Annotated in this window: 28 protein-coding genes and 1 pseudogene; 18 read left to right on the top strand and 11 right to left on the bottom strand. The window is 69.7% G+C overall.

What is annotated here, in order from left to right; translation table 11 throughout:
* Positions 1-624 precede the first annotated feature (624 nt).
* The 9 genes from LPA41_RS32900 (at position 625) to LPA41_RS32860 (ending at position 7,770) form a co-directional block, all read left to right on the top strand.
* Positions 625-1,527, top strand: a complete 903-nt coding sequence (locus LPA41_RS32900) for a DUF1963 domain-containing protein (RefSeq protein ID WP_229075017.1) — start codon at positions 625-627, stop codon at positions 1,525-1,527.
* Between the two features lie 255 nt (positions 1,528-1,782).
* Complete coding sequence (locus tag LPA41_RS32895) at positions 1,783-2,847, top strand: metal ABC transporter substrate-binding protein (protein ID WP_229075016.1); 1,065 nt, start codon at positions 1,783-1,785, stop codon at positions 2,845-2,847.
* Position 2,848: 1 nt separating this feature from the next.
* A complete protein-coding gene (locus tag LPA41_RS32890; RefSeq protein ID WP_229075015.1) occupies positions 2,849-3,604 on the top strand; it encodes a metal ABC transporter ATP-binding protein in 756 nt (251 codons plus the stop codon).
* Entirely contained in the window at positions 3,601-4,488 is an 888-nt protein-coding gene (locus tag LPA41_RS32885; RefSeq protein WP_229075014.1) for a metal ABC transporter permease, read from the top strand. The genes LPA41_RS32890 and LPA41_RS32885 overlap by 4 nt, the downstream gene beginning before the upstream one ends.
* The gene (locus tag LPA41_RS32880) at positions 4,472-5,380 is read left to right on the top strand and encodes a metal ABC transporter permease (protein WP_229075013.1); all 909 of its coding nucleotides are present in this window, start codon (positions 4,472-4,474) and stop codon (positions 5,378-5,380) included. The genes LPA41_RS32885 and LPA41_RS32880 overlap by 17 nt, the downstream gene beginning before the upstream one ends.
* Positions 5,377-5,691, top strand: a complete 315-nt coding sequence (locus LPA41_RS32875) for a helix-turn-helix transcriptional regulator (RefSeq protein ID WP_229075012.1) — start codon at positions 5,377-5,379, stop codon at positions 5,689-5,691. Before LPA41_RS32880 ends, LPA41_RS32875 begins: the two co-directional genes overlap by 4 nt.
* 153 nt (positions 5,692-5,844) lie before the next feature.
* On the top strand, positions 5,845-6,693 hold the full coding sequence (locus LPA41_RS32870) for a xanthine dehydrogenase family protein subunit M (protein ID WP_229075011.1): 849 nt from the start codon (positions 5,845-5,847) through the stop codon (positions 6,691-6,693).
* Positions 6,690-6,953: a 2Fe-2S iron-sulfur cluster-binding protein gene (locus tag LPA41_RS32865; RefSeq protein ID WP_229075010.1), complete on the top strand. Its 264-nt coding sequence runs from the start codon at positions 6,690-6,692 to the stop codon at positions 6,951-6,953. Before LPA41_RS32870 ends, LPA41_RS32865 begins: the two co-directional genes overlap by 4 nt.
* Positions 6,954-7,020: 67 nt before the next feature.
* Complete coding sequence (locus tag LPA41_RS32860) at positions 7,021-7,770, top strand: hypothetical protein (RefSeq protein WP_229075009.1); 750 nt, start codon at positions 7,021-7,023, stop codon at positions 7,768-7,770.
* A gap of 40 nt (positions 7,771-7,810) precedes the next feature.
* Here LPA41_RS32860 and LPA41_RS32855 read toward each other — a convergent pair whose 3' ends face one another.
* Positions 7,811-8,041, bottom strand: coding sequence for a hypothetical protein (locus tag LPA41_RS32855; protein ID WP_229075008.1), 231 nt, complete (start codon positions 8,039-8,041; stop codon positions 7,811-7,813).
* A 267-nt stretch (positions 8,042-8,308) separates the two neighbouring features.
* Here LPA41_RS32855 and LPA41_RS32850 point away from each other — a divergent pair, with 267 nt between their 5' ends.
* Entirely contained in the window at positions 8,309-9,367 is a 1,059-nt protein-coding gene (locus LPA41_RS32850) for a tartrate dehydrogenase (RefSeq protein ID WP_229075007.1), read from the top strand.
* A gap of 404 nt (positions 9,368-9,771) precedes the next feature.
* Here the strand turns inward: LPA41_RS32850 and LPA41_RS32845 are convergent, their stop codons facing one another.
* From LPA41_RS32845 to LPA41_RS32835, 3 genes are read right to left on the bottom strand one after another with little or no spacing between them, the layout of a single operon-like run.
* On the bottom strand, positions 9,772-11,538 hold the full coding sequence (locus LPA41_RS32845; protein WP_229075006.1) for a GMC oxidoreductase: 1,767 nt from the start codon (positions 11,536-11,538) through the stop codon (positions 9,772-9,774).
* 32 nt (positions 11,539-11,570) lie between these two features.
* On the bottom strand, positions 11,571-12,914 hold the full coding sequence (locus LPA41_RS32840; RefSeq protein WP_229075005.1) for an AI-2E family transporter: 1,344 nt from the start codon (positions 12,912-12,914) through the stop codon (positions 11,571-11,573).
* Positions 12,915-12,956: 42 nt separating this feature from the next.
* Positions 12,957-14,291 carry an acetamidase/formamidase family protein gene (locus LPA41_RS32835; RefSeq protein WP_229075004.1) on the bottom strand — a complete coding sequence of 445 codons (1,335 nt, stop codon included), beginning with the start codon at positions 14,289-14,291 and terminating at the stop codon, positions 12,957-12,959.
* 142 nt (positions 14,292-14,433) lie between these two features.
* Between LPA41_RS32835 and LPA41_RS32830 the strand changes: the two genes are divergently transcribed.
* On the top strand, positions 14,434-16,185 hold the full coding sequence (locus LPA41_RS32830) for a hypothetical protein (protein WP_229075003.1): 1,752 nt from the start codon (positions 14,434-14,436) through the stop codon (positions 16,183-16,185).
* A 38-nt stretch (positions 16,186-16,223) separates the two neighbouring features.
* Positions 16,224-16,997: a ZIP family metal transporter gene (locus LPA41_RS32825; RefSeq protein WP_229075002.1), complete on the top strand. Its 774-nt coding sequence runs from the start codon at positions 16,224-16,226 to the stop codon at positions 16,995-16,997.
* 63 nt (positions 16,998-17,060) lie between these two features.
* Here LPA41_RS32825 and LPA41_RS32820 read toward each other — a convergent pair whose 3' ends face one another.
* Positions 17,061-17,363 carry a hypothetical protein gene (locus LPA41_RS32820; RefSeq protein WP_229075001.1) on the bottom strand — a complete coding sequence of 101 codons (303 nt, stop codon included), beginning with the start codon at positions 17,361-17,363 and terminating at the stop codon, positions 17,061-17,063.
* Positions 17,364-17,536: 173 nt separating this feature from the next.
* Here LPA41_RS32820 and LPA41_RS32815 point away from each other — a divergent pair, with 173 nt between their 5' ends.
* Positions 17,537-18,640: an NYN domain-containing protein gene (locus tag LPA41_RS32815; RefSeq protein WP_229075000.1), complete on the top strand. Its 1,104-nt coding sequence runs from the start codon at positions 17,537-17,539 to the stop codon at positions 18,638-18,640.
* 125 nt (positions 18,641-18,765) lie between these two features.
* On the opposite strand, the pseudogene LPA41_RS43380 reads toward LPA41_RS32815, so the two are convergent.
* Positions 18,766-19,108 (bottom strand): annotated as a pseudogene (locus tag LPA41_RS43380) (hypothetical protein); the annotation flags it as partial.
* Here LPA41_RS43380 and LPA41_RS32805 point away from each other — a divergent pair.
* From LPA41_RS32805 to LPA41_RS32795, 3 genes are all read left to right on the top strand, one after another.
* Positions 19,107-19,334, top strand: coding sequence for a hypothetical protein (locus tag LPA41_RS32805; RefSeq protein ID WP_229074999.1), 228 nt, complete (start codon positions 19,107-19,109; stop codon positions 19,332-19,334). The pseudogene LPA41_RS43380 and the gene LPA41_RS32805 sit on opposite strands and share 2 nt — an antisense overlap.
* 105 nt (positions 19,335-19,439) lie before the next feature.
* Positions 19,440-20,105, top strand: coding sequence for a hypothetical protein (locus LPA41_RS32800; protein ID WP_229074998.1), 666 nt, complete (start codon positions 19,440-19,442; stop codon positions 20,103-20,105).
* A gap of 196 nt (positions 20,106-20,301) precedes the next feature.
* Positions 20,302-20,823, top strand: a complete 522-nt coding sequence (locus LPA41_RS32795) for a MepB family protein (RefSeq protein WP_229074997.1) — start codon at positions 20,302-20,304, stop codon at positions 20,821-20,823.
* 81 nt (positions 20,824-20,904) lie between these two features.
* On the opposite strand, the gene LPA41_RS32790 is transcribed toward LPA41_RS32795, so the two are convergent.
* On the bottom strand, positions 20,905-21,447 hold the full coding sequence (locus LPA41_RS32790) for a hypothetical protein (protein ID WP_229074996.1): 543 nt from the start codon (positions 21,445-21,447) through the stop codon (positions 20,905-20,907).
* Positions 21,448-21,500: 53 nt separating this feature from the next.
* Between LPA41_RS32790 and LPA41_RS32785 the strand changes: the two genes are divergently transcribed.
* Complete coding sequence (locus tag LPA41_RS32785; protein WP_229074995.1) at positions 21,501-21,743, top strand: hypothetical protein; 243 nt, start codon at positions 21,501-21,503, stop codon at positions 21,741-21,743.
* Positions 21,744-21,790: 47 nt separating this feature from the next.
* Here the strand turns inward: LPA41_RS32785 and LPA41_RS43375 are convergent, their stop codons facing one another.
* The 4 genes from LPA41_RS43375 to LPA41_RS32775 all read right to left on the bottom strand — a co-directional run bounded on the left by LPA41_RS43375 (position 21,791) and on the right by LPA41_RS32775 (position 23,573).
* Positions 21,791-21,976: a DUF4259 domain-containing protein gene (locus LPA41_RS43375; RefSeq protein WP_374238235.1), complete on the bottom strand. Its 186-nt coding sequence runs from the start codon at positions 21,974-21,976 to the stop codon at positions 21,791-21,793.
* On the bottom strand, positions 21,919-22,221 hold the full coding sequence (locus LPA41_RS43370; RefSeq protein WP_374238234.1) for a DUF4259 domain-containing protein: 303 nt from the start codon (positions 22,219-22,221) through the stop codon (positions 21,919-21,921). Before LPA41_RS43370 ends, LPA41_RS43375 begins: the two co-directional genes overlap by 58 nt.
* Positions 22,222-22,324: 103 nt before the next feature.
* Entirely contained in the window at positions 22,325-22,858 is a 534-nt protein-coding gene (locus LPA41_RS32780) for an HAD domain-containing protein (RefSeq protein WP_229074994.1), read from the bottom strand.
* Between the two features lie 124 nt (positions 22,859-22,982).
* Positions 22,983-23,573: a hypothetical protein gene (locus LPA41_RS32775; RefSeq protein ID WP_229074993.1), complete on the bottom strand. Its 591-nt coding sequence runs from the start codon at positions 23,571-23,573 to the stop codon at positions 22,983-22,985.
* Positions 23,574-24,067: 494 nt separating this feature from the next.
* On the opposite strand from LPA41_RS32775, the gene LPA41_RS32770 reads away from it, so the two are divergent.
* Complete coding sequence (locus LPA41_RS32770; protein ID WP_229074992.1) at positions 24,068-24,748, top strand: hypothetical protein; 681 nt, start codon at positions 24,068-24,070, stop codon at positions 24,746-24,748.
* Positions 24,749-24,920: the final 172 nt, after the last annotated feature.

Here is a 24,920-nt window from a genome sequence, read left to right as displayed (position 1 = left end):
GACATCGACCACTACCTCCCCCGGCAGGACACAGGAAGCCCACCACACCACGACCATCCAGCCACCACCAACCACCACACGCCAGCCGACACGCCCACCACACCAAATGGGCAACAGAGTCGCTAGCGCTACGAAATCGCTGTGATCAAGGGGTCAAAACCGCGATTTCGCACCGCTAGCAGATCAACACGGCCCTGCGGACCCGCCGCAAGCGACCGACCTGCCTCATATCGACGTTGGTGGGGACTCGTGTCGGCTTGGACATCACTGTGGATTGCGCCCGTGTGAGTCAGCTGCGGATGCCGAGTTCGTGCAGGCTGGTGGCGAGGGGCTGTGGTTGGCCGGTGAGGGCGGCGGCGATGACCCGCGGCAAGTGGTCGACGCGCGTCGGAAGCGGTGCCGGGGAGCGTCTCGGTGGCCTGAAGGCCCGCGAGGGTCAGGCCGAGCTGTGCCGGTGCCTGGTGTGCCTGCTCTATGCGTCCCGGGTCAGCCATCGTTGTGACCCGTCGGCAGCTGGGCACAGTGCTGACAAGCGAGCGAGCGATAAGCGTTCAGAACTGGCCGGCGTTGCGTGCCAGGGGCCTGTGGCGGATCCGGGACATCCATCTGCGAGCATGCCTCGCCATGGATTACTACGGACGGTTGCGTAGTGAGGCGCTGGAGCGGGGCATCCCGGCGGCTCAGGTCAGCAAGTTCGCCGATCACCTTCGATTCGCGATCGGGGTGGGCGCCGGCAGTGACTGGGACGGGGACGTCGTCGGGCAGAGGGGTGGGCGGCCCCGGCTACCGGCGGGTATGGAGTGGCCGTTGAACGGCGAGTATCCGCTGCCGTTCATCGCTTCCCTCGACTGTGCTGCGCTACCGAGGATCGACAAGCTCCCCTTGCCGGTGGATGGCTCGCTGCTCTTCTTCGTGGATCATGAGGGCGCCTTCGAGTCCATGTTCAGCGGCTATGACGACGATTACGTGCGGTTCCTCTACGTCCCCGCAGGCACCGAGACGGCGGTGACCCCGCAGCCGTCCGGCCGCGATATCCCGGCCGCTGACCCGGAGCGCCCACTTTTCGCCAAGGTCGAGCCGCAGTTGCCGAATTGGCTCGAGCATGAGGAGGATGACGACTTCGACCCGCTTGAACGCGAGTCTGACATGGTGAAGCAGTTGGCCCGCGAGTTGACCCACGCCGAGGAACTCATCGCACTGGTTGACCAGCTTTGGCCGACGAGGATCCGCGGGGAAGAACTCAGCCTGGGCGGCTACGCCTGGGATATTGGAGGCAACGATCCCCCCGAAATGCAGATGGCGCAGGATCGCCTCGGGGTCCGGCTGAAGACAGGACCCGATGTTCCGCCGGCCGACCGGGGGCGCTGGCTTGAGGAAGAGGAGTTCCGGATCAGGCAGGAATGGGTGCCGCTCGTCCAGTGCGACACGAATTCCGAATTCTACTACGGACGCTACTTCATCAGCTTCGACGACTTGGCTGCCTGCCGCTTCGACAAGGTTCGCTCGGTCCCCGGATTCACTGAATAGGTTCGAAGGGTAGGTCCGCGCGCCGGCACGGCACCGGATGGCGTCCTACCGGGGTTCATCGATGTCGTTCCCTGTGGGCCCCGAGGCTGTCCGGTGCACCGCCGAACCCGAAATCATCGGCCACCGGGACCGACGGCCGGGGTTCCATCCTCAGGCAGCGACTGCGCTGGCGGTCAACACATCGTCAATTTGCTATTAGACGATAATTTTTGACAACGATTATCGTTCCGCTCCTCAGTGACAGGAGTGAGATCGATGAAGCACGGGCAGCGCATGTTCTGGACCGCCGCACTGGCAGCGGTGACCACCGTGATGGCCGGCTGCGGTTCGCAGGCAGCCGACGACACCACCGACAACGAGGCCGCAGCGGCCGGACCCAAACTCGCCGTGGTCGCGACGACCCCGGAGGTCGCCGACTTCGTCCGCAACATCGGCGGCACCGAGGTCGACGTCACCCAGATCATCAAGCCCAACGTGGATCCGCACGACTACGAGCCCACCCCGGCGGATCTCCAGGCCATCTCGGCCGCGAAGATCGTCGTGAAGAGCGGTGTCGGCCTCGAGGAGTGGCTGGACCGCACGATCGAGGCGGCCGGCTTCAAGGGCACGGTCGTGGACTCCAGCAAGGGGGTCACCCTGCGGGAGGGCGGCCACCACCACGGTGAGGGCGAGGAAGCCCATGCCGAAGAGGAAGCCCACGCCGAGGAGTCGGGCGAGCCCCACGCCGGCGAGGAGCCCCACGCTGAGGAGTCGGGTGAGGCGCACGCCGGCGGTGAGGAGCACGACCCGCACATCTGGCACGATCCCCGCAACGCCAAGATCATGGTGGGCAACATCGAGAAGGGGCTGGCCGCCGCCGAACCGGCCAAGGCCACCGCGTTCGCCGCCAACCTGAGCGCCTACAGCGCCGAACTCGACAAGCTCGACGCCGAGAACGAGGCCGCCTGGGCCAAGATCCCGGCCGCCGACCGCAAGCTGGTCACCAACCACGACGCGTTCGGGTACTACATCGCCCGGTACGACCTGGAGTTCGTCGGCTCGGTGATCCCCAGCATGGACACCTCCGCGGAACTCTCCGCCAAGCAGCTCACCGACCTCGTCGCGAAGATCAAGAGCACCGGGACCAAGGCCGTCTTCGCGGAGAGCTCGCTGCCGCCGAAGACCGCCGAGGCGATCGGTCAGCAGGCCGGCGTCACCGTCGTCGCGGGCGAGGACGCCCTGTTCGGCGACAGCCTGGGCGAGCCGGGTACGCCGGAAGGCACCTACCTCGGCGCCGAGCGGCACAACACGAAGACCATCGTCGACGCGCTGGCCGGCTGAGATGGGAGTCGCTGCTCTGCGGTACGCCGGGGTCAGCGTCGGATATCAGGGCACGCCCGTCCTCACCGGCGTGGACCTCGAACTCGGCGCGGGGCAGCGGCTCGCCCTCGTCGGGCCCAACGGCGCCGGCAAATCCACCCTGATCAAGTCGGTGCTGGGCCTGGCTCCGGTGCTCGGCGGGACCGCGCAGGTCCTCGGCCGCGACCCCGCCGCGGCGCGGGCGCGGACCGGGTACGTGTCGCAGACCGACACCCTCGACGCCGACTTCCCGGTCAGCGTCCGCCAGGTGGTCACGATGGGGCGGTACCAGCGGCTCGGCTGGTGGCGCCCGGTGCGCGGGGCCGACCGCCGGGCGGTCACCGAGGCACTGGAACGGGTCGGGCTCGCCGACCGGGCCGGGCACCGCTTCGGCACCCTCTCCGGCGGCCAGCGCCAGCGGGTCCTGCTGGCCCGCGCCATCGTGTCGCAGCCGGCCCTGCTGCTGCTCGACGAACCGTTCAACGGTGTCGACGCGATCAGCCAGGAGGCCATCGTGACGGTCCTGCGGGACCTGTCGGCCGCCGGCACCGCCCTGGTGCTCAGCACCCACGACCTCACCGTGGCCCGGGACCTCGCCGACCTGGTCTGCCTGATCAACGGCCGGCAATGGGCGGTGGGCACGCCGGACGAGACGCTGACGGCCGGATCACTGCGCCAGACGTACGGCCGGAGCGCCATCGACCTCAGCGACGGCCGGATGGTTCTGGTGGAGCCGTGATCGAGCCGTTCACCGTACCGTTCATGGGCCGCGCCCTCGCCGAGATGGCCCTGCTCGCCGTGATCTGCGGCCCGATCAGCGTCTTCGTCTTCGTGCGCCGCCTGTCGTTCGTCTCGGACGCGCTCACCCACACCGTCTTCCCCGGCGTCGTCATCGGTTTCGCGGCCGCCGGGCTGGACGGCGTGTTCGTCGGCGCGCTGGTCGCGGGCGTCCTGACCGCCGTGGTGCTCACCCTGCTGACGCGCGGCGCCCGGCTCACCGACGACGCCGCGACAGCGGTCCTGCTCACCGCGATGTTCTCGGTCGGGGTGGTCCTGGTGTCGCGGCAGTCCTCGTACACCTCGGATCTGACCTCCTTCCTTTTCGGCCGGCTGCTGACCGTGACACCGCAACAGCTCACCGAGACCGGCGTGCTCGCGGTCGTCATCCTGGCCGGGCTGCTGGTCACGGCGCGGGCGCTGGTGTTCCGTGCCTTCGACCCGGCCGGTGCGGCAGCCGCCGGGTTCCGGGTCGGTCGGCTCGACCTGTGGCTGAACGTGCTGCTCGCCCTGGTCGTGGTCGCCGCCGTGCGTGCGGTCGGCACGATCCTGGTGGTGGCGCTGCTGATCGTGCCGGCGGCGGCCGCCCGCATGGTCACCGACCGGCTCGCGGTGATGGCCGGTGTGGGCACGGCGCTGGTCTTCGTGTCCGGCTATTTCGGGCTGCTGCTCAGCTGGACCGCCTCGCTGCACTACGGGATCTCGCTGACCTCCGCCTCCGCCGTCGTCCTGCTCATGGTCCTCGGCTACCTGCTGCTCCTGCCGGTGCGTCTGCTGCGCACCGCCGGGGCGGCTCGCACACCGATCCGGGAAGGCAGGGTGTCCCCGCATGAACTGGTGGGATGACGTGCTGCACCGCGCCGTCGCCGAGGTGATCCTGGTCGGCGCGCTGACCGGCCTGATCGGCGTGCACGTGGTGCTGCGCCGCCTGTCGTTCTTCACCATGGCCCTGACCCACGCCAGCTTCCCCGGCGTGGTGGCCGCCTCGATCATCGGGGTGAACATCCTGGTCGGCGGCGTGGTCGCCGGCGTTGTCGTCGCCCTCGGGGTGGCCGCGCTGAGCCGCCGCCGGGGCCAGGACGCCGCGGCCGCCACCGGTGTGCTGCTCTCCGCCGGGTTCGCCCTCGGTGCCGCGCTCGTCGCCACCCAGGGCGGGTTCAGCCGGGACCTGTCGTCCTTCCTGGTCGGGTCGATCCTCACGGTCAGCGCCACCGATCTGCTGATCACCGGCATCGTGCTGGTGGTCGTCGCCGCGGTGCTGCTGCTCTGCGCCCGGCCGCTGCTGTTCGCCGGCTTCGACCGCACCGGCGCCCAGGCTGCCGGTCTTGCCACCGGCGTCTGGGACCTGGTGCTGCTGCTGACCATCCAGTTGGCCGTGATCACCGTCGTACCCGCCGTCGGCACCATCCTCGCCCTCTCCCTGATCGTCGCCCCGGCTGCCGCCGCCCGCCTGTGGTCCGACCGCCTCCCGGTCGTCACCGCCCTGGCCGTCACGTTCGGCATCGCCAGCGGTCTGGCCGGCCTGTCCGCCTCGAGCCACTGGAACGTCGCCGCCGGAGCCGCGATCTCGCTGGCCGCGACCGCTGTGCTGGCCCTGTCGTGGGTGCTGCGGAAGCTGGCGCCGCGGCCGTCGTCGCCGGCGTCCGGCACGGGCCCGCCGCCCGGCGTCGGTGCGCCCGGATCCGGCCCGCCGCCCGGTGCCGCCGTTCCCGGGGCGCCGTCCGTGGTGGCCGGATGAGCGGCGAGCCGGTGAGCGGGCCGTCGGTGATCGGTCCGGACGATCTCGAACGCGCGGTCGAGGTGCTGCGTGGCATGGCGTACCAGCACCGGCTGCACATCCTGGTGGTGCTGCGCGGCGGCGAGGCGACCCCGGCCGAACTGTGCGAGCGGATCCCGGCCCACCCCACCGCGATCTCGCATCACCTGCGCAACCTCGCCGACGCCGGCCTGATCCAGCGCCGGCGGCGGGGACGCAACGTCTTCTACTCCCTGCCGGGGGAACCGACCGGCAAGCTCATCGACGACATCCTCAGTTTCGTGGCCCGCTGATCGCAGCGCGGATATTCGGTCATCGATGCATCGGCGTGGCAGCCACCAAACGGGTCGCCCGATCGGGTGGAATTCCTTCCGTTCCACATTGAACGCCGGATGATGGGTATCCGGCGCGCGCGTTGCGGCTGACACTGACCTTGGGGAGGGGCGATGCCGGTCTTCCAGTACCTTGCCGCAACCGAGCTCGACGACGTATTGGTGGCACTCGCCGACGGTGAGACAGCGGTGCTCGCCGGCGGACAGAGCCTGATCCTGGATCTGAAGACGAAGGACGGGCTCCCGCAGCGCGTCGTCGACATCAACCGGGTGCGCGGACTGGACACGCTCGCCGAGGTGGACGGGCACCTGCGGGTAGGCCCGCTGGTCCGGCACCAGACCTTCGAGTCCGACGTGGTCGGTGGTCCGCTCGGCCGTTTGCTGCGGATCGTCGTGTGTCATATCGGACATCCTCCGATCAGGGCTCGCGGGACGATGCTCGGCAGTTTCGCCTACGCCCACCCGGCCGCCGAGTGGCCGGTCGTGGCCGTCACGCTCGGCGCACAGATGGTTCTGACCAGCCCGCGCGGCACCCGGACCGTGCCGGCGGAGCAGTTCTTCACCGGCCCGCACACCACGGTGCGGCGCCCGGACGAGCTGCTGACCGAGGCGTGGCTGCCGGTCCTGCCGGCCCGGACCGGCGTGGGTTACGCCGAGGACCGGCGCACCACGATCTACCCCCAGGCCGCCGTGATGGCCGCCGTCACCGTGACCGACGGACTGATCAGTTCGGCGGCGGTGGGACTTGTCAACGCCGGCCCGTGCCCCACGCGCGCCCGTGAGGCGGAGCGGCTGCTGATCGGTAACACGTTCTGCGACGCCGCCATCACCGCTGCCGCGGAGGCGGCAGCCGAGCTGGACGCCCGGTTCATGGCCGAGACGAACGGGAGCCGGCCGGCCCGGATGCGCGCGGTGCGAGTGCTGGCGCGGCGCGCGCTGAGCCAGGCCCGGGAGAGTGTGTGAGCCGGATACGCGTTGCGGTGACCGTCGACGGGATCCGCAGGCACGTGGACGTCGAACCGGACCGGGCCCTCGTCGACGTGCTGCGCGACGACTGCGGGGTGACCGGCATCGAGCACGGCTGCACGGACGGGACGTGCGGCGCGTGCACGGTGCTGGTCGACGAGGTGGAGATCCGCTCGTGCCTGATGCTTGGTGTGCAGGCCGAGGGCGCACAGGTGCGCCGTCTTCAGGACCGCCGGTGTTCGGCTGATCCCCGCTGACCGTTCACCGGCCCGGTCTAGGATGACCGGCGATATGACACGACATGCCGTCCGCACTACGTGGATCATGGCCGTCACGGCGTTGCTGGCTGCCATGCTCGGTGCGTGGGTGGGCTGGCAGCGCGCCGGTGACCTGCCGACAGACGCCGAAATGCGCTCCCTCACCGCGGTGATGACGGCCGGCGCGGCGCCGCTGGGTGTCGAACGCTTCACCGGCGACGCGAGCCAACCAGTGCTGCTGGTCCTGGGCACCGATGAATACACCCCCGGCTTCGTCGAAGCGACCCTTCCGGGAGGGGTCACGGACCTGGCACCGCTGGCCGGCCGGCTCGAGGCGGCCGGCTGGCGCACCGGCACGATCGAGACCACGGAGTGGGCCGGTGTGACCGGGTCGGAATTCACGGCCGCCCAGGGGGACTGGCGCCTGGTCGTCCAGTCAGGCAACCGGGCGCGCCAGCCTACCGTCGCTGTCGAACGCGCCGTGCCGGCGCTCGCGTTGGTCCTTTCGGCGCTGGCCGCACTGGTGGGAGCAGCCCTTGGCGAAGGTCTGTCACGGCTCGCGCGCGGTGGACTCGCCCCGCTGGGGACTGCGGGATTTCTGCTGCTGAGCGCCAACAGCGTGTTCGTCGCTGTCGCGCTGATCAGTGATGTCGTCGAGTTCTTCGGCACCGGACTGTTTCTCCTTCCGTGGGAATTCTTCGCGGCCACACTGGCGCGGCCGATGACCTTGCTGGGCTTGCTGCTGGTAGCCGCGTGGGTGATCACGGAGATCACCGAACGCCGCCTCCGGCCTGCGTTGTCCGACGGCCGGTATTGACGGTGCGCGGGCGCCCGGACAGTGGTGCTGCGCGATGCCGTCACCCCTGTCGCCGTGCTGATCGGCGCCGCCGCACCACGACGAGCATCAGGACGGCGGCCACCAGGCCGGGACCCATGTGCACGGCGAGGACACCGGCCAGGCCCGGCCCACCCCAGTCGTGCGCGTAGGTCGCCGGGTCGGTCGTGTCGATGACGAACGGCTCGGCCACCGCCCGGACGATCAGGTAGGCGCCGAGGATCCATGCCAGGACGATCCCTGCTCTGCCCACTGCTTCGCCTCGTTCCCTCGTGGATGACATGCGCCGCCGGCGACCGTGTGGCGACCGGCGACCGCGTCGAACTCATGGCGAAGACAGTCCCAGGAGCGAGTGGTCCGGCGCATCGGACCGTGGTCCGAATTCTTCTCTCGGCCCACGGTCCGATGTGTCGAGCAAGGCAGCCGCATAGCTTGGGAACAGGCGATCGTCGGCTACCGTCTGACGCGATCAACGAGGAGAAGCCGTGCCGTCCAAAGTGAACTGGCGGAGACTGAGGACATGACCAGTTACCGCATCGCGCTCATCCCCGGTGACGGCATCGGCACCGAAGTCCTCCCACCGGCCCAGGCGCTGCTGGACGCGATCGGCCGGCGGCACGGGATCACGTTCGGCTACGACCAGTTCGACTGGTCCTGCCGGCGATATCTGGCCGAGGGCGCCATGATGCCCGCGGACGGCCTGGGGCAGATCCGGCACCACGACGCGGTGCTGCTCGGCGCGGTGGGGTGGCCCGGGGTGCCCGATCATCTCTCGCTGTGGGGATTGCTGATCCCGATCAGGCGTACGTTCCAGCAGTACATCAACCTGCGTCCGGTGAAGGTCCTCGACGGAGCGCCCAGCCCGCTGCGCAACGCCGGGCCTGGGACGGTCGACCTGGTCGTGGTCCGGGAGAACGTCGAGGGGGAGTACTCCGAGATCGGTGGCCGGCTGGGCCGGGGCACCGCGGACGAGATCGCGGTGCAGGAGGCGGTCTTCACGCGGCGCGGGGTGACGCGGGTCGCGGAGTACGCGTACGCGCTGGCCGGGCGCCGGCGCCAGCACGTGACGTCGGCGACCAAGAGCAACGGGATCGTGCACACCATGCCGTTCTGGGACGAGCTGGTGGCCGAGGTGGCCGCGCGGCACCCGGACGTGCGATCCGACCGGGAGCACATCGACGCGCTGGCCGCGAAACTGGTGCTGGCGCCGCAGCGGTTCGACGTCATCGTCGGGTCCAACCTGTTCGGCGACATCCTCAGCGACCTCGCCGCCGCGGTGGCCGGCAGCATCGGGGTCGCGCCGTCGGCCAACCTCAACCCGGAGCGGGAGTTCCCGTCGATGTTCGAGCCGGTGCACGGCTCGGCGCCGGACATCGCGGGTCAGGGTGTCGCGAACCCGCTGGGCGCGATGTGGTCGGCTGCGATGCTGCTCGATCACCTCGGGCATCCGGAGGCGGGCGCGGAACTGCTGGACGCCGCCTTCGGCGCGCTCGCCGGCGGCGTCGCCACCGCCGACCTGGGCGGCACGGCGGACACCGCGGCGTTCACCCGGGCGGTTCTGGACCGAGCGGGCTCGTGACCCGGACCGATCAGTCCGCCATGGGCGTGGAACGGGACCGGCCGGTCTGCTGCGGCGAGCGCGGACCGACCGATTGCCACGCCACACGGGGCTGATCTCGTAGGCGATGCTGCCGACCATTTCGTCGCCGAGCAGTACGGCGAACATGCGGCCGTGGCCGGTTGCCGGCATGGCGAGGTACCGGCGGTGCCGGGCGAGCAGGTGACCCTCGGGCTCGGGGCCGCCGACGTGTCGGCGCATCTGCGGCGTGTTGATCCGGCGCAGGAGTTCGAGCGCGGGCTCCGACCAGGGTTCCAGGCGGACGTCCATGCCGAGCAGCTTGGCAGGCGCCGGGCCTGTCAAGCATCTGGTTTCGACCGGCCGCGGCGGCCAGGGCGGGGCAGGTCGCGGCAGGGCAGGGCCGGTCAGGTGAGCCGGAGTTCGCCAGGCGCGCCCGGCGGGACGGCGGGGCGGCGCGGCGGGATCGGGGGGAGTGGCTGATAGGGATCGCCCAGGGGCGGGCGGGGGTCGAGGTCACCCGCGTTCGGCCAGCGGGCGGTGGCTCGTTCGGCCAGGGCGGTGATGGTCAGGGACGGGTTGACGCCGAGGTTGGCGGGGATCACCGACCCGTCGATCACGTGCAGGCCAGGGTGGCCGTAGAGGCGCTGGTAGGGGTCGACGACCGCGCCGATGACGCAGCCGCCGACGAAGTGGCCGGTGACCGGGCGGCCGGAGATCTCGGGGTAGGTGGTCATCGGTACGCCGTCGAGCTTCTCGGCGGTGCGGCGGGCGACGTCGTGGGCGACCGGGTTCCAGCGCGGGTTGGGTTCGCCGATGCCGGGACGGCTGGTGAGGCGGCCCAGCCGGCCGAAGAAGTGAAGGCCGAACAAGTGCCGGCCGACCGACTGCCGGCCGACCGACTGCCGGCCGACCGACCGCCGGCCGGTCGAGGGCTGGCCGGTCGAGGGCTGGCCGGTCGAGGGCTGGCCGAAGAGGTGCCGGCGGTACAGGGTGATCGAGTTGTCCAGCGGCTGCATGGCGACGAGGACGATGGTCTGCTGGGACCAGTTCTTCGGTGAGAGGTAGAGGCGTAGGTCGCGTCCGGAGCTGAGCACCGTGCGCAGGGTGGCGAGCCAGCGGTGGCGGCCGGGGGCCAGGGCGGTGGCGAGCAGGCTCATCAGGTTGCTGCCGGGGCCGTACCGCACCGGTTCGATGTGGGTGGTGGCGTCGGGGTGGATCGATGAGGTGACGGCGACGCCGTGGCTGAGGTCGAGGTCGCGGCGGCGGGTGCGGGCGCCGAGCATCGTCTCCGAGTTGGTGCGGCTGAGTTCGCCGAGCCGGGAGGAGATGCCGGGCAGGTGGCCGTGGTCGCGCAGCCGGTGCAGCAGCCGTTGTGTGCCCAGGGCGCCGGCGGCGAAGACGACCTCGCGGGCGGTGAAGTCGCGGCGGCGCAGGCCGCCGGTGCGGCGGGTGGTGACCAGGTAGCCGCCGTCCGGGTGCGGGCGCACGGTGCGGACCGTGGTCAGCGGGTGCACGGTGGCGCCTGCCTGTTCGGCCAGGTACAGGTAGTTCTTGACCAGGGTGTTCTTGGCGTTGCCGCGGCAGCCGGTCATGCAGGAGCCGCAGAAGGTGCAGCCGCGCCGGTCGGGTCCGGCCCCGCCGAAGAAAGGGTCCGGGACCTCGGCGCCGGGGCGGGCGGAGAACACCACCCCGACGGGGGTACGGGTGAACGACTGCGGCACCCCGAGGTCGGCGGCGACCTGCTGGAGTGCGCGGTCCACGTACCCCTCGACGGGGTTGATCGTCACGCCGAGCATCCGCTGGGCCTGATCGAAACAGGACGCGAGTTCGGCCTTCCAGTCGGTGATGGACGCCCAGCGCGGGTCCCGGTAGAACGCGTCCGGTGGCTGGTAGAGGGTGTTGGCGTAGCCGAGGGAGCCGCCGCCGACGCCCGCGCCGGAGAGCACCATGACGTCACGCAGCACGGACATCCGCAGGATGCCGTAGCAGCCGAGCGCGGGCGCCCAGACGTAGTCGCGCAGCCGCCAGGACGTGGCGGCGAACTGGTCGTCGGCGAATCGGCGGCCCGCTTCCAGGACGCCGACCCGGTAACCCTTCTCGGTCAGCCGCAGCGCTGTGACGCTGCCGCCGAACCCGGAACCGATCACGAGGACGTCGTAGTCGAACGACATCCACCCACCGTCACACCGTTGTTGGCGCTGTGTCAACTACTGGTCGGCGCCTCCGCGACCGACGTCGTGCTCGGCGGAGGATCGGCCGGGTCGGCGTCGCGGCGCGCGGCCTCGGCGTGCTCCTGCGCCTCGGCCTGTTCGTCGTCGGTGGGTTCGGTACCCGGTGGCTTGCGGTCCGGCGTGGGCTCGCCGGACGGGTGCCGCACCAGGTAGCGGATCGCGGTGTTCAGCACCGCCAGCAACGGGACCGCGATCAGGCCACCGACGATGCCGGCGACCACAATGCCGGCGGCGATCGCCAGGATCACGGCGAGCGGGTGCAGCGCCACCGCCCGGCCCATGATCAGCGGCTGCAGGACGTGGCCTTCGAGCTGCTGCACGGCGATCACGACGGCCAGCACGCTTATCGCGGTGACCGGGCCGTTCGCGACCAGGGCGACAAGCACCGCGACCGCGCCGGTCAGGGTGGCGCCGATCACCGGGATGAACGCGCCCAGGAACACCAGGGCGGCCAGCGGCAGCGCCAGCGGCACCTTCAGCAGGACCAGGCCGATGCCGATGCCGACCGCGTCCACGAAGGCCACCAGCACGGTGGCGTGCACGTACGACACCAGGGTGTGCCACGAGTAGTGCCCGGCGCGCGCGGTCGGGACCCGGGCCTCGCGCGGCAGCAGCCGGCAGAGGAACGACCAGATCTTGCCGCCGTCGCGCATGAAGAAGAAGAGCGTGAACAGCACCAGGAAGAAGCCGGTGACCACCTCCCCCAGCGTGGTGGCGGTGCTGAGTGCGCCGCTGGTGACCGCCTCCTGGTTCTGCGTCACCGACTCGCGGGCCCGGTCGACGTACTGGCTGAGTTGCGCGTCGGTGATGTGCATCGGGCTGCGGGCCAGCCAGCCCTGTATTTCATCGAGGCCCTCACTGACCTGGGCGGACAGCGTGTCGAACTGGGTCACGAAGGTGCGGATGATCAGCCCGAGCCCGCCGAAGACCAGCAACAGCGCGGCGACCACGACCAGGCCGGCCGCGATCGACCGGCTCAGGCCGCGTTTGACCAGGGCCGCGCTGGCCGGCTGGAAGAGCGCGGCCAGCAGCAGGGCCACCACCACCGGGATGATGACCACGCGCAGCAGGCCGACCAGCCGCAGGAACAGGTACGCCGCGACGACGAACAGGATGAACCGCCACGCCCACGACCCGGCGGTGCGCACGCCGCGCGGCAGCACGTCGTCCCGGTCCGGTTGCTGATTGACCACCACGACGGGCGTGGTGGTCGGCTCCAGATCCGGTCCGGCCGTGAACGGCGGTGGTACGTTGCGATCGGCGGCGGCCGCCCAAGTTGCCCTGGCCCGTTCCCGGACCGTGTGTGCCCAGCTCATGGACGTCCTTCTGCCCCGATCAGCGGCCGTCCATGCGTGGGATCAGAAGTGGCTCTTCGGAATGACGGCGTGCACCCCCACCGTGCGGTCCACCACCTGCGACACCTCGAAGTTCGCGGCCGCGGACAGGTACGCGTACGCCACCGCCCGGTTCATCCCCAGATCGTGCTCGAGGAAGTCGAGGGCGTTGACCACCGCCCGCCGCATCGCGATGTCCAGGTCGCTGCCCTGGCCGTTCTGCGAGCCGTCCGGGTCGGACAGCCCGATCGGCACCCACGCCTCGGGCGTCTCGGCGAACGGGTAGCCGAACGCCACCGACGGCGCACCCCGGCGGCCCTTCTTGATCACGGTGAGCCGGTACGTGGCCCGCAGCGAACCCTCCATCGCGGTCAGTGCCACCTCGCCGTTGCCCATCGCCATGTGCGGGTCGCCGACGTAGAACAGCGCGCCTTCGGCGAAGACCGGCAGGTAGAAGGTGGCGTCCTTGCCCAGCAGATTGATGTCGATGTTGCCGCCGCCGAGGGTGGGCGGGATCGAGTTGAGTGCTGGATCGGTCAGGCCGGGCGCGGTCGCGAAGGCGACGCCCATCATCCCCATGAACGGGTTGAGTGGGAACGCGACGCTGTCCTTGCGCCCGCGCGGCAGCACGCCGCTGAGTTCGCCGCGCCGCCCGGACCGGACCGGGGTGAAGACCGAGACGTTGCCGTACCGGCGCGGGTCACCGGTGGGCCGGCCGTCGGTGCCGACCGGCGGCATGATCTCGGCCTCGGTGATGCCGGCGGGCACGGCGCCACCGGCCAGGCGGGGCAGGGCGCCCTTGCCGTGCCGGCTGGAGACGACGCCGTACGGGACCCGCGGCAGCGCCGAGAGGATCTCCACCTTGAGCACGTCACCGGGTTCGGCGCCGCTGACGTGGATGGGTCCGGTGACCACGTGCGGGCCGTCGACGTCGAAGTTGCGCGGCGTCCGGTCGTAGGAGCGGGCGATGGCGATGGCGTCGGTCAGCACCTCGGAGCGCCGCACGCCGTGCTTGGCGAACCAGGACACCGGGTCGCGGCCCTGGTCCTCCAGGATTCCCTCGTGCGAGACGGTGTCGACGGTGACCGTCTCGCCGGAGCGCATCCGCAGGATCGGCTCGCTGGTCGTCGACGGCACGTAACCCCAGCGCACCTCGTCGGGGTGGGACCGGACGTAGTGCCGGCCGTCGATACGACCGGTGCCGGGCTGCAGGATCCCGCCGGGCTTGCTGTTGCCGGAACGCGCCGCGGCGGGCGCGGCGACCGTGCCGGCGGCGGCGCCGCCCACCCCCACGGCCGCGATCGCCTGGAGGAAGGTGCGTCGTCCGAGTGCGTCCTTGAGCTTCTGTACGCCATCCATCCGACAGTCCTATGGGCGCGCTGTGTCCCGCCGGTCGCGCCGGTGTGACACCGTCGTTAACAAGATCAAGTGCCCTCCTGTCACGCGCTTCCGGCCTGGCCGGATAACCTCGGCAGGCGCTGCGCGAAAGGAACGAACGGGCTTGGGGACTGAGGACGACCTGCGTCTGCTGCGGGCCTACGAGCCGGTGGCGAAGTTCACCGAGGGCGAATACTTCTACCCGGTCTCGGTGGACCGCTACGTGCGCCAGGCCAGTTTCTGGCGCGTCGAACCCGGCGCCAGCCCGATCCGGGCGGCCGCCCCCGGCGAACTGCGGATCGAGACCCTCGCCGCCGCCGGCGGCCCGGAACAGGGCGTCGGGTTCTCGCTCTCCGGCATCGGCACCGACGAAGGCCTCGCGCACATCCCGCTGCGGGAACGCCCGCCACACCTGCGGCGGGCCAGCCGGCTCGCGTCGGTGGGGCTGACCGGCCGGCTGGTGGACACGCTGAACCGGTTCTCGCTGCTGTTCCGGGGCAGCGTGCCCGGCGGCAGCGCGGCCCGCTCCTTCCTGCTGCAACGTGACCACCTCGATCCGGGGCGGCCGGTCTACTACGGGCGGGTGCTGCGCGACGACCCGTGGATCGTGCTGACCTACTGGTACTTCTACGCGTTCAACAACTGGCGGTCGGCGTTCGGCGGCGTCAACGAGCACGAAGCCGACTGGGAACAGGTGAGCATCTTCCTCGACGCCACCGGACCGCCCGGTCCGGACGGGCTGCCGCCGGCCTCCTGGGTGGTCTTCTCCGCCCACGACGAGACCGGTGACGACCTGCGGCGGCGCTGGGACGACCCGGATCTGAGCCTGGTCGGCGGCCGGCACCCGGTGGTGTTCGTCGGCGCCGGCTCGCACTCCGGCGCCTACCTGCCCGGCGACTACCTGATCACGGTGCGACCACCCCGGCTGCGCGGACTGGTCAACGCCCTGCGCTGGTCGGCCCGGCTGCTGGCACCCTGGTCACCGGAGGACCAGCGGACCGTCGGCATCCCGTACGTCGACTACGCCCGCGGCGACGGCCGCACCGTCGGGCCGGACCAGCCCGAGGCCTGGCACCCGGTGGTGATCAGCGACGACACGCCGTGGGTGCACGACTACCGGGGACTGTGGGGCCGCGACACGATGGACCGCCTCGGCGGCGAACGCGGACCGGCCGGTCCGCGATACGCGCGCGACGGCAGCGTGCGGGCCTGCTGGGCGGATCCGGTCGGCTGGGCCGGGCTGGCGAAAGTGGTGCCGAACCGCGCCGCCGAACGGCAGTACATCGAGGCGCGTACCCGCCGCAACGCGGACCGCCTCGCCGAGCTCGACGAACAGATCTCGACCCTGCGCGAGGAGCTGACGGAGGCGGCGGCGGGTCTGCCCGCCGGGGCACCTGAGGTACGGGCCCTCGCCGCCAGTGAGCAGAAACTGCTCGGCCTGCGGATGGAACGTACCCGTCTCGCCGACGAGCAGAAACGGGCCGCCGACGTCATACCGCAGCGCGAGCACCCACACGCGCACCTGCTGCACCGGCGGCTGCCCATCGAACCCGCCGAAGGTTTCCTGGGCCGCGCCCGCTCGTGGTGGGCGGTGCTGAGCACCCCGCTGATCCTGTGGGCGCTCGGTGCGGTCGCCTCGCCCCTGCCGATCCAGGGCCAGGAGACGGCGCTGGCGCTGCTGCTGGTGCTGCTCTCGGTGGAGGGCCTGGTCCGGCAGAAGTTCCTGGCCGTGCTGGTCCGCCTCGCCCTGGCCGCCGCGGTGCTGCTGGCCCTGGCCGTGCTCTGGTTCGACGGCCGCTACGTCATCACGTTCGGCTTCTTCGCCGCTGCTGTGCTTGTCCTGCTGGTCAACCTGCGCGAGGCCTGGCGCCGCTGACCCGATACATCCCGGTGCTCCCTGGGTAAGTGATGGACGTGGATGCCTTGTGGTTCGGCGTGATCGCGTCCAGCGCGCTGGTGTTCGGCGCCCTGCTCGGCGCCCGCGTCGAGCTGCCCAAGCGGGTCCTCGCCTCGATGCTGGCGTTCGCGGCCGGTGCGCTGATCACGGCGCTGGCGTTCGAGCTGTTCGAAGAGGCCTACCAGTACGGCGGGATCTGGCGCGCCGCGATCGGGCTGATCGCCGGCGCGGTCGTCTTCACGGTGCTCAGCGCCCTGCTGGACCGGGCGGCCCGGGGGCAGGGCCCGCAGGAGGACGGCAGTGACAAGCTGGACGTCGACGCCGCTGCCGAGAAACGGGCACCCAGCAGCGCGTCGACCTCGGGCGCGGCCGGGCTCGCCCTGCTGGCCGCGGTGACGCTCGACGGCGTACCCGAGAATGTGGCCCTCGGTGTCTCCCTGGGCGAGGGCAGCGGCGGCCTCGCGCTGCTCGCGGCGATCTTCGTGTCGAACTTCCCGGAGGCGCTGGTGGGCAGCGCGTCGATGCGGGCGCAGGGCCGCTCGCAGGCCTTCATCCTGGGCACCTGGCTGACCTGCGCCGCCCTGCTCACCCTCGCCGTGGTGCTGGGCGCCGGGCCGCTGTCGTCCGCGGCACCGGTGACGATCTCCCTGCCGCTGGCGTTCGCCGCCGGGGCGGTGCTCGCGTCACTGGCGGACACGCTGATGCCGGAGGCCTATGAGAAGGGCGGGCCGGTGGTCGCGCTGAGCACGACGGCCGGTTTCGTGCTGTCGTTCGTGCTCGCCACCCTCTGAGCGAACATATTCGCAGACGCATTGCCGGGGTACGCGAGACCGGCGCGGCCATTTCCGCGTGGTTCAGGCGGAAGGGTGAAGGGATGCTCGGCGGGTGCGCCGGAAATACGACCAGCCGGCGACGGGGAGCGCCGCCGCCCAGGGCCGGATGAGCCCGAGGGAGAGTATGCCGCCGAGGATGGCGAGCAGCGTCAGCACGACGAGATAGAAGGCTCCGGCGGGTATGCCCATGATCCCGTTCGGAAGGCTTTCCGTGCCGTTGCTCCGGCCGTGGTACCAGGAATCAAAGCTTTCCGGATGGGCGAGGAAAGGGATGCCGAGAATCCACGGAACATGCAGGGGGACGAAGCCGAGGATGGGCGCCATCCAGCCGACCGTTCCCGCTGTTCGCGCCCACCGGGGTGGATCGGCGACATTAGAAATATTCATAGCCGGGAGTCTCTGGGCCATTGCCTGTGAAAAGCCTGAGGAATCCTGACAGGGATCTCAGGCGGCGCATTCTCAGCCGTGACACAGTATCGAATCACGACGATGTGGCAATGACGTCCATGCGGAACTGGCCGGGCTATGCCGCGGCCGCCTGGTCCCTGACCTATGCGATGCTCGGCCTCCACTGGTGGGCCGGTGGCGCAGGCTTCCCGTTCGCGACCGTCCACGAGGACCGCCGCTCCGGATCCGTTCTGGAGGGCGCGCCGGTCGAGGTGGTGGCTCCGGTCATGACGATCTGGGGTCTGCTCGGGGTGCTGGCGGCGGTGGCGATGATCCGGTCGCCACGCCGGCATGCCGCCCTGTTGTTCTTCGGCGGCACCACGGCGGTCACGCTGGCCCTGGTGCTGCCCGACTACTTCCTGATCGCCGTGCTGGCCCTCGCGCCGGTGCTGCTGGTCTTCGTCTTCACGGGCGTGCCCGGTCCCCAGGACCTCGGCGACATCCTCTACTGGCACCGCGGCAGCCTGGTGATCCTCTTCATCGGTGGCGTCATCTGGGCCCTCGCCACACTGATCTATCACCGCCGGACGCGGGCCGCCTGCGTCCGCTGCGGTCGCCGCCCCGGGGCCGGCGAGACGCCGCCCGCCCGGCTGCTGCGATGGGGCCGGTGGGCGGTCCTCGTCGCGGTCCTGGCCCCGGTGCCGTACGAGGTCACCCGGATCGCCTGGTTCCTCGGACATCCGACGGGCATCAGCACCGAGTTCCTGCGGATGATGCAGGACACCGACGGCATGCTGACGGTGGGGCTCGGCTTCGCGGTGGCCTCCATGCTGGGTGGTGTACTCACCCACGGGCTGGTGGCGTCATGGGGCGAACGGTATCCCCGCTGGATCTGGTGGCGGGCCGGGCGCCGGGTCCCCGTCGCCTTGGCCGTCGTGCCCGGCGGTCTGGTCGCTGTCCTGCTGATCCCGGCCGGGTTCATGGCGCTGCGGATGGCGCTGCAGGACGACATGTGGGGGACCAACGCGCCGAGCGTCCTGTGGATGGTGTGGGGTACGGCGCTCGGCGTGGCGGTCGGCGCCTACTACCTGCGGCGCCGGCTGCCGTGCCGGCGCTGCGGACAGGGTTCGGCAGTCGTCCCCGAGACGGCCGGAAGGCCGGACCGCGCTGCTGCGCGTGCATCGGATCGATCCGTGCTGGGGGAGGCGTGCTGAGCGCGTCCGGGACCACGTGGGCGCCGGCATCCGCGGCGACAGCATGACGCGGGGCCGACCTGGACAAGCGACGCGGTGACCATTTCTTTCGCGCTGCGCAACATTGTCGATCCCGATGCTGCACGGTCGAGCACCCCGACGGCCTCCGGGAACCAGCGGAACAGGCTGATGGCCTCGTGCCGGCCGGCGAACGCTGACCGGATCAGTACCGGGGATGTTGTCGGCGGCACCCGGCAGGACGGGCTGGACCACCGTGCGCTCGCGCATCGCCGCGGAGGGCTCCACCGCCACGACGTCGAGTTCCGGCCACCAGAGGCGCAACGCCCGTGCCCCACTGCCGGTGCCGCAAGGGCGGGATCTGTCGGTTGCCGCGCCACTTCGGCTGAGCAGCTTCGAGGGCTGAGTTCGTGATGCGCCGGCGGCGGGCCACGCGGGGTCTTCCCGGCGAGATGACACCATGATCGGCATGACTGCTGACGAGCATGCTGCCCGCGCCGCCGAACTCACCGCCGAAGCGGAACGCCTGTACCAGATCTGCCTGGTCGACTACCAAACCAACATCAACGAGGACGACCACTCGGACGAACCGTACGTTCCCGGCGCCGACCTCGCCATGCTCACCGCCACCACGCAACTCGCTCAGGTCCACGCCACCCTCGCCCTGCAACACCAGATGACCGGAAGCCCGCGGTGATGGCCGCCATCGGCCCCCGACTGCGGTCACGCAGCGGATCGGCAGAGGCGCCCCGGGTTGGAATGTCGGTGGACCAGCGGCGGCCGGGTGGGTGACGATCCAGCCGTGCCCGTTTCCTTCCGCGACGTCAATCACCGAGACGTCGAACGCACACTTCTCGCGGCCGGGTGGACGCCCTGTGGCGCAGGTGACTGGGCGATCGCGCTGCGATCACCGGACGGCACGACTGCGGCACGGATCAGCCCGTTCGACCCGACCGGCCCTTACACCGCCGCCCTGTACCGGCAGGCCTGGCACACTCGGCAGGTCCCCGAGCTGTTCGCACACAACCGGCTGGCCGGCGGCGGCGATCTGCAGGTGATGGAATGGCTGCGACCCGTCGCCGAAGACGAGGCCGTCGCCTTCCACCAGGCAATCGCCGGGCGAGCCCCGCAGGTTGCCGAACTCGTCGACGTCGTACGCCGGGTCCACGAACAGGCCCGGCGAGAGCTGCCCTGGTGCGGACCACTGGACCACAACCCGGCAAACGTCATGCGCGCCGCAGACGGCCGACTCGTTGCCGTGGACCTGTTCTACGCCGATGGTCCGAACCTGTATACGACCGCGGCCACGAACCCCGATCTGGTCGTGGCCAAGATCCCGGAAGCCGAGCGGCAGTTCATGACCGAAATCCCCCTGACCGCCTCCGGGCCGTGGGAGCCCGAAGCACGAGACGCGATGCGCGCCGCGCTCGCGGCGGCCGAAGCCCGGAAGCGGCACGGCACGAACTGACCGGCGCCTTCCGGATCCGCCCCCTCGGCGGCAGATCCGGGTGCCGTCCGAAACTGTCTGTTACCCACTGTGCTCGTCGTCCAGCCGCTGGCAGGCTCGCCGCTACCCTGCTGCCATGAGGAGCGCACCACTACGGCGGCACGCGCCACCGCGCGGCTGTTCGGTGGCAACTGACCCGTGGGTCAATACCGACCCTGTGCCCGACGACCTGCGTGCCGCGAAGGCGCTGGTGTATGACCCGGGAGGCTTTGTCTGTTCTCGTCCCGTGCCCGAAGAGGAGAGCGCTGACTACTGCGCACACTCCTTCCTGGTCAACGGCTTGTCCATCAGATTCCGTACGGGCCGAACAACCCCTACGAAGATCGGGCAATTCGTCACGCTGTGGGCGAGGTCGGAGAGCGGGCCGATTCGGCCTCTCAGTACGGCGGACGCGGTTGATCTGGTGGTGATCAGCACCCGGCAGGCTGGGCACTTCGGCCAATTCGTCTTCCCGCTGGAGGCGCTCTGCGAACGCGGCATCGTCGCGAGTACTGATTCAGGTGGTAAGCGGGGATTCCGCGTATATCCGCCCTGGGCTACCACGGTGAGTCGTCAGGCCATCAACACGCAGGCATGGCAGCTGGCCTACTTTCTACCCGTGGACGACGGCATGCCGCTTGACATCGTCCGGACCCGAGAGCTGTACCAGGTGGCAGATCGACCATCGACAGATCGTTGACCGCAAGATGCGGCCTCGCCGGGACGACTCCCGCACACCGACATGCCCAGGCGCACTGTCATCGACACGACATCACGCCGGTCAGTCTCCTGCAGGACCCTCGCGATGTAATCGGCTGATCGGGCGACGTGGCCCCGCAAAGCGTCGGCGCATCCACCGGGGCAGGTCCCGTCGTCTTACGAACATGCCGACGTCACTTGCGGCGTGGAATGCATAACCTCGGATCTGGGAGCGGTGCAGTGAAGTCCGATCCCGCAAGGCGCACCGCAATAGCCTCACCAACTCGCCGTCGATCGACCCGTGCAGGCGAGCGTAATGGCCCAATGACTGCAAGGCGTTTGTCCGGGTTTGAACGCTGCGCGATGTCAGCGCCTGCTTGATTCGCGGAAGCACAACTCCGGGTTCTGGGTGGTTGAGCACCAAAGCGAGCAGAGCGACACCCGCGTATTCGTCGTTCCGCGAAATGGCCTCGTCAACTACTGTCGGCCGGTCGACCACGCTTGTCCAGCTTCCGATGAACCACGGCTGATCGATCGTCACGTCCGCGATCATGGCATGCAGCCGAAGGCCGCGATCGTGCAGACTGGCGCCATGGCCGACGGCGGTGTTGTACGTGAATTTCACATGGACGAGGGCTGGGGGTCATTGACGGACCAGCCGTCCCAGGCGGTTGCTGGGTGCATTTCCCGGCGGTGGAGACGGGCGGTTTCCGGCAACTCGCAGCAGGCCAGCACGTATGGTTCCGGGCCGAGGCTGCCGAGCAGGACGGGTTCAGCTTCCGGGCAGTGAAGGTCTGGACGCAGGACGTCGAGCCGGCCAGTCCGCCGCGGTCGGAACGCTCGCGTGGAGGCGCTTACCAGAGCCGACTGATTCTCGCCTTCGACGAGCCGGAAGGGTACCCCGAGCTTGACCAAGAGTGACCTGCCCGACGAGCGAAAGCGGCAGAACAGTGCGTCGCCGCGCCCGTTCAAAGAACAAAGAGTGCTTCTTGCTGTGGTGGGTCCAGAACGGCCCGGAGGCCCGAAACGGTCCGGCGCCATTCGGGACCGTCGGGGCTGTCGCTCCAAGCTTCAGCAAGCCATGTCGGCTTCGCAATCAGGCGGTCCAAGGTCTTGAAGGCGAGTTCCCGCAGGTACGTAGGGAACCGCGGCATGGGCGTACTCGGGCCGTAGCCGGGGTGGACGGGGCACCGTTCGGGCACGGGGCTGCAATCAGGGCAGCTGCGGCGACGGCGCGCGGGGCGTCGGAGAGCCGGGAGTCGTCGGTGGCTGGGTCGGCGACGCGTTCGAGGACCGCGCCGATCATCTCGATGCGGACGTGCGCCGGCGCATCGTCAAGGTCGCCGGCGAAGTCGGCAGCGTCGTCGTTGTCGAACTGCCCGACGCCCCACGTGCCCATCGCTTGCCGACCTCCCCATCTCGGCCGCGTTCTTCGCCAACGGCGGACGGATCGACATCCACCCGCAGAGCCCGGGCGGCGACATCACCAGCCTTCTCGGCGGCTACATGAGAGGTGACTCTTGAGCCGCTGCTGTGGCTGTGAGCCACCGGTGGATCGCGGCGAAGTCGGCGTCGGTGAGACCGACGAGTGGGTCGACGCGGTGCAGTAGAGCCGGCCCTTGGTGATGGGTCTGGACCCATCGCCGGTCGGTGTCGGTGATCTCGTCGTCGAGCCAGATGAACGGGCGGTCACCGGCTTGCTGGGCGAGAGGCTTCGTCTTCCAGTGCAGGCCGCACTCGAGGCTGTCGTCCTCTGGGAAGTCGACGACAGGCAGTTCCGGCAGTCCGAGTCGAGGCGCGACGACTTCGTTTGCGTCGGCCATCCAGGTCGTAGCCCATACCAGCTGGCATCCCAGTGCCAGCAATCTGCGTCCGTCCGCTGGGTTAAGGCGCTCTACCAGCGGATTACCCGAAGCCTCCGCAGCCATCGTGGCGGCGCCGAAGAGGGGCCCATGCCCGGGGAGCCGGGCGCGGAAGGGGATCAACGGGCCATCGACATCCAGGTAGAGCAGCGGGCGGTCCTCACGGATGGTCATCCACGAGAACATAACCCGTCAGCGAGACTGCAACGCTGTCGAGTGCCCGGCCGGCGGCAGAACAGTACGATTAAGAAGTTAATCGCATGATACCCCGCGCAATCGCGGCTCGATGTCCTTCCGCCTAGTTTAATACGAGCGAAATTGAGGCAAGAATTACGCCGAAGAGACCGATCAAGATAGCCGAGTGAGCCAACCCCCAGCTGAGCTTTCTATCTATCTGGCCGAACGATCCGTCGTGGCCTCGGCGCCATTTTTGGCTCTTGGCATCCCGGAACTGAATGTCAACCCAGGGGTAATCAGCTAATCCGCCTTGGGACAGTTCCACGCCGTCCACCCATAATGTCGAGTCGCCGGGCGGAATAAGGACGGACTCGCGGGTGTGTCGACCCGAATCTTCGGCATATGTCAACCAGATCGTTGGAACGAAGTCGTAGACAGGCTCATCACTGCCGTTGTGCACAGTCAGCTGGATGCTCTTTCCTCGAAGCCCTCCGCCTAGGCCTACCAATGCGCCATGCTCATTCCTAGGCCTTAACTCTTCCACGCTGGTGACCCAAGCGCTTACTCTTCTGGCCTGCGCTTCCCTTCGCTCCGTCCTCTCGCGGAAACCAAGCACCCACAGAGTGGCGAAGAGCGCCCCGGCGGAGAGCACCGCCGAAAGCCACGCTGCGCCATGGACTGCCCAGTAGAACTCCATATTTGCGCTCGCCATGTTTTGATCTTAGGCAATGGAACGTCGAAGCGGGAAACCTCTACTGGCACGTTCAACCGATCGGCGGCTGCCTGCGCCGCGGCTGCGCGCAGCGGCGCTGGCTCCCGAACTAAAGATTGGATGATGAGCAGGCGGGGTTGAAAACAGCAGCGCCGAACAGCGCCGACCGGCGTTCAGCGGCGTCGGACGACGGCGGCTGAGCAGGACGAAGCTGTGTTTGTCGTGCTCAGCGGCTTGATCGGACTACGTACCAACAGGAGTGCTCCACGAACAGCGTCGAAGAGTGCGCCTACGCAGCTCAAATAGCGCTGTGCAGCGTGAGCTTTTTCGTGAGGTTCTCGCCAAGCGATCACCGCTGCTCGGCACGTCGTCTCCCGCACGGCCGGCGCGCCGGGCGTTGTCGCCGGGCGTCCGGCACGATGCGCGGGGCGTCCGTCGGCGGGTGCGGCGGGTCGGCTCGGGGCGGGTGACGGTGGGGCTCGTAAGGTCATCCGGTGAACGTCTACGACATTGTCGGCCGGCTGCCCTCGGTTCCGGTGCTGCGTGACCGGTGCCGGGCCTTGGCCGTTCTGGAGCTGATCCAGGGTACCGGTTACGAGTACTACAGCTACACCGCCTGGGGTGACGACGAAGCAGCGCTGATGAGCAACGGTGGCGGCGACGAGTACACCATTGTCTTCAGCGAGGTGGGTGTGTTCATCCGGCTGTTCGACCACGAGTCGGCGATGTCGCCCCATGCCGCCAGTGACGGATCGGCGCTCTGGCCGGGACTGCTCGACGGGTTGCCGCCGGAATTCGACCGACACGTCACCGAGCCGGCGTTCTGCGACGGCGACGACCTGATCGCGACAGCGGTGCTGTGGCGGCGGACCACCGACGACCGCTGGCACGCCGGCGTCGGCATCACGTTCCCGCCGTCCCGCGGCCCCTACGACATCAGCCCGGACGGTACTGACCGGCTCAGCATCCTGTGCGCCGATATCGTCGACGAGTACGTTGACTTCGCCAGTGACTACTACGAGACCGAGATCGACCGGGACGCGGTGGCGCATGTCGCGGCGCTGCGACCGCTCACCGACGACGTGGTCCGGGCGCTGAACCCGGAGTCGAGCCTCGCCGCGGTCCGCACGGAGGTGGCCGCGACCGGCTACCCGATCGCACCGGCGGTCAGCTAGCGTCGCCCGGGAACCGTCTCGCCGTACAGCGGTAGCCTGCGGAGGCGGGCAGATTCCTGGCACTCTTCAACGGTGCGGCTGATGAGGCCGGCAAGGCCGACCTGACCGAGCAGCAGCAAACGGAGTTCCTCCACGCCTGGATGTCCTGGGCGCAGGCCAACGAGAGAGCTCT

Source organism: Actinoplanes sp. DH11 (assembly GCF_020873875.1).
Lineage (GTDB): Bacteria > Actinomycetota > Actinomycetes > Mycobacteriales > Micromonosporaceae > Actinoplanes.
The sequence above is the reverse complement of the archived record's forward strand: the minus strand, read 5'-3'. Positions and strand labels throughout refer to the sequence as shown.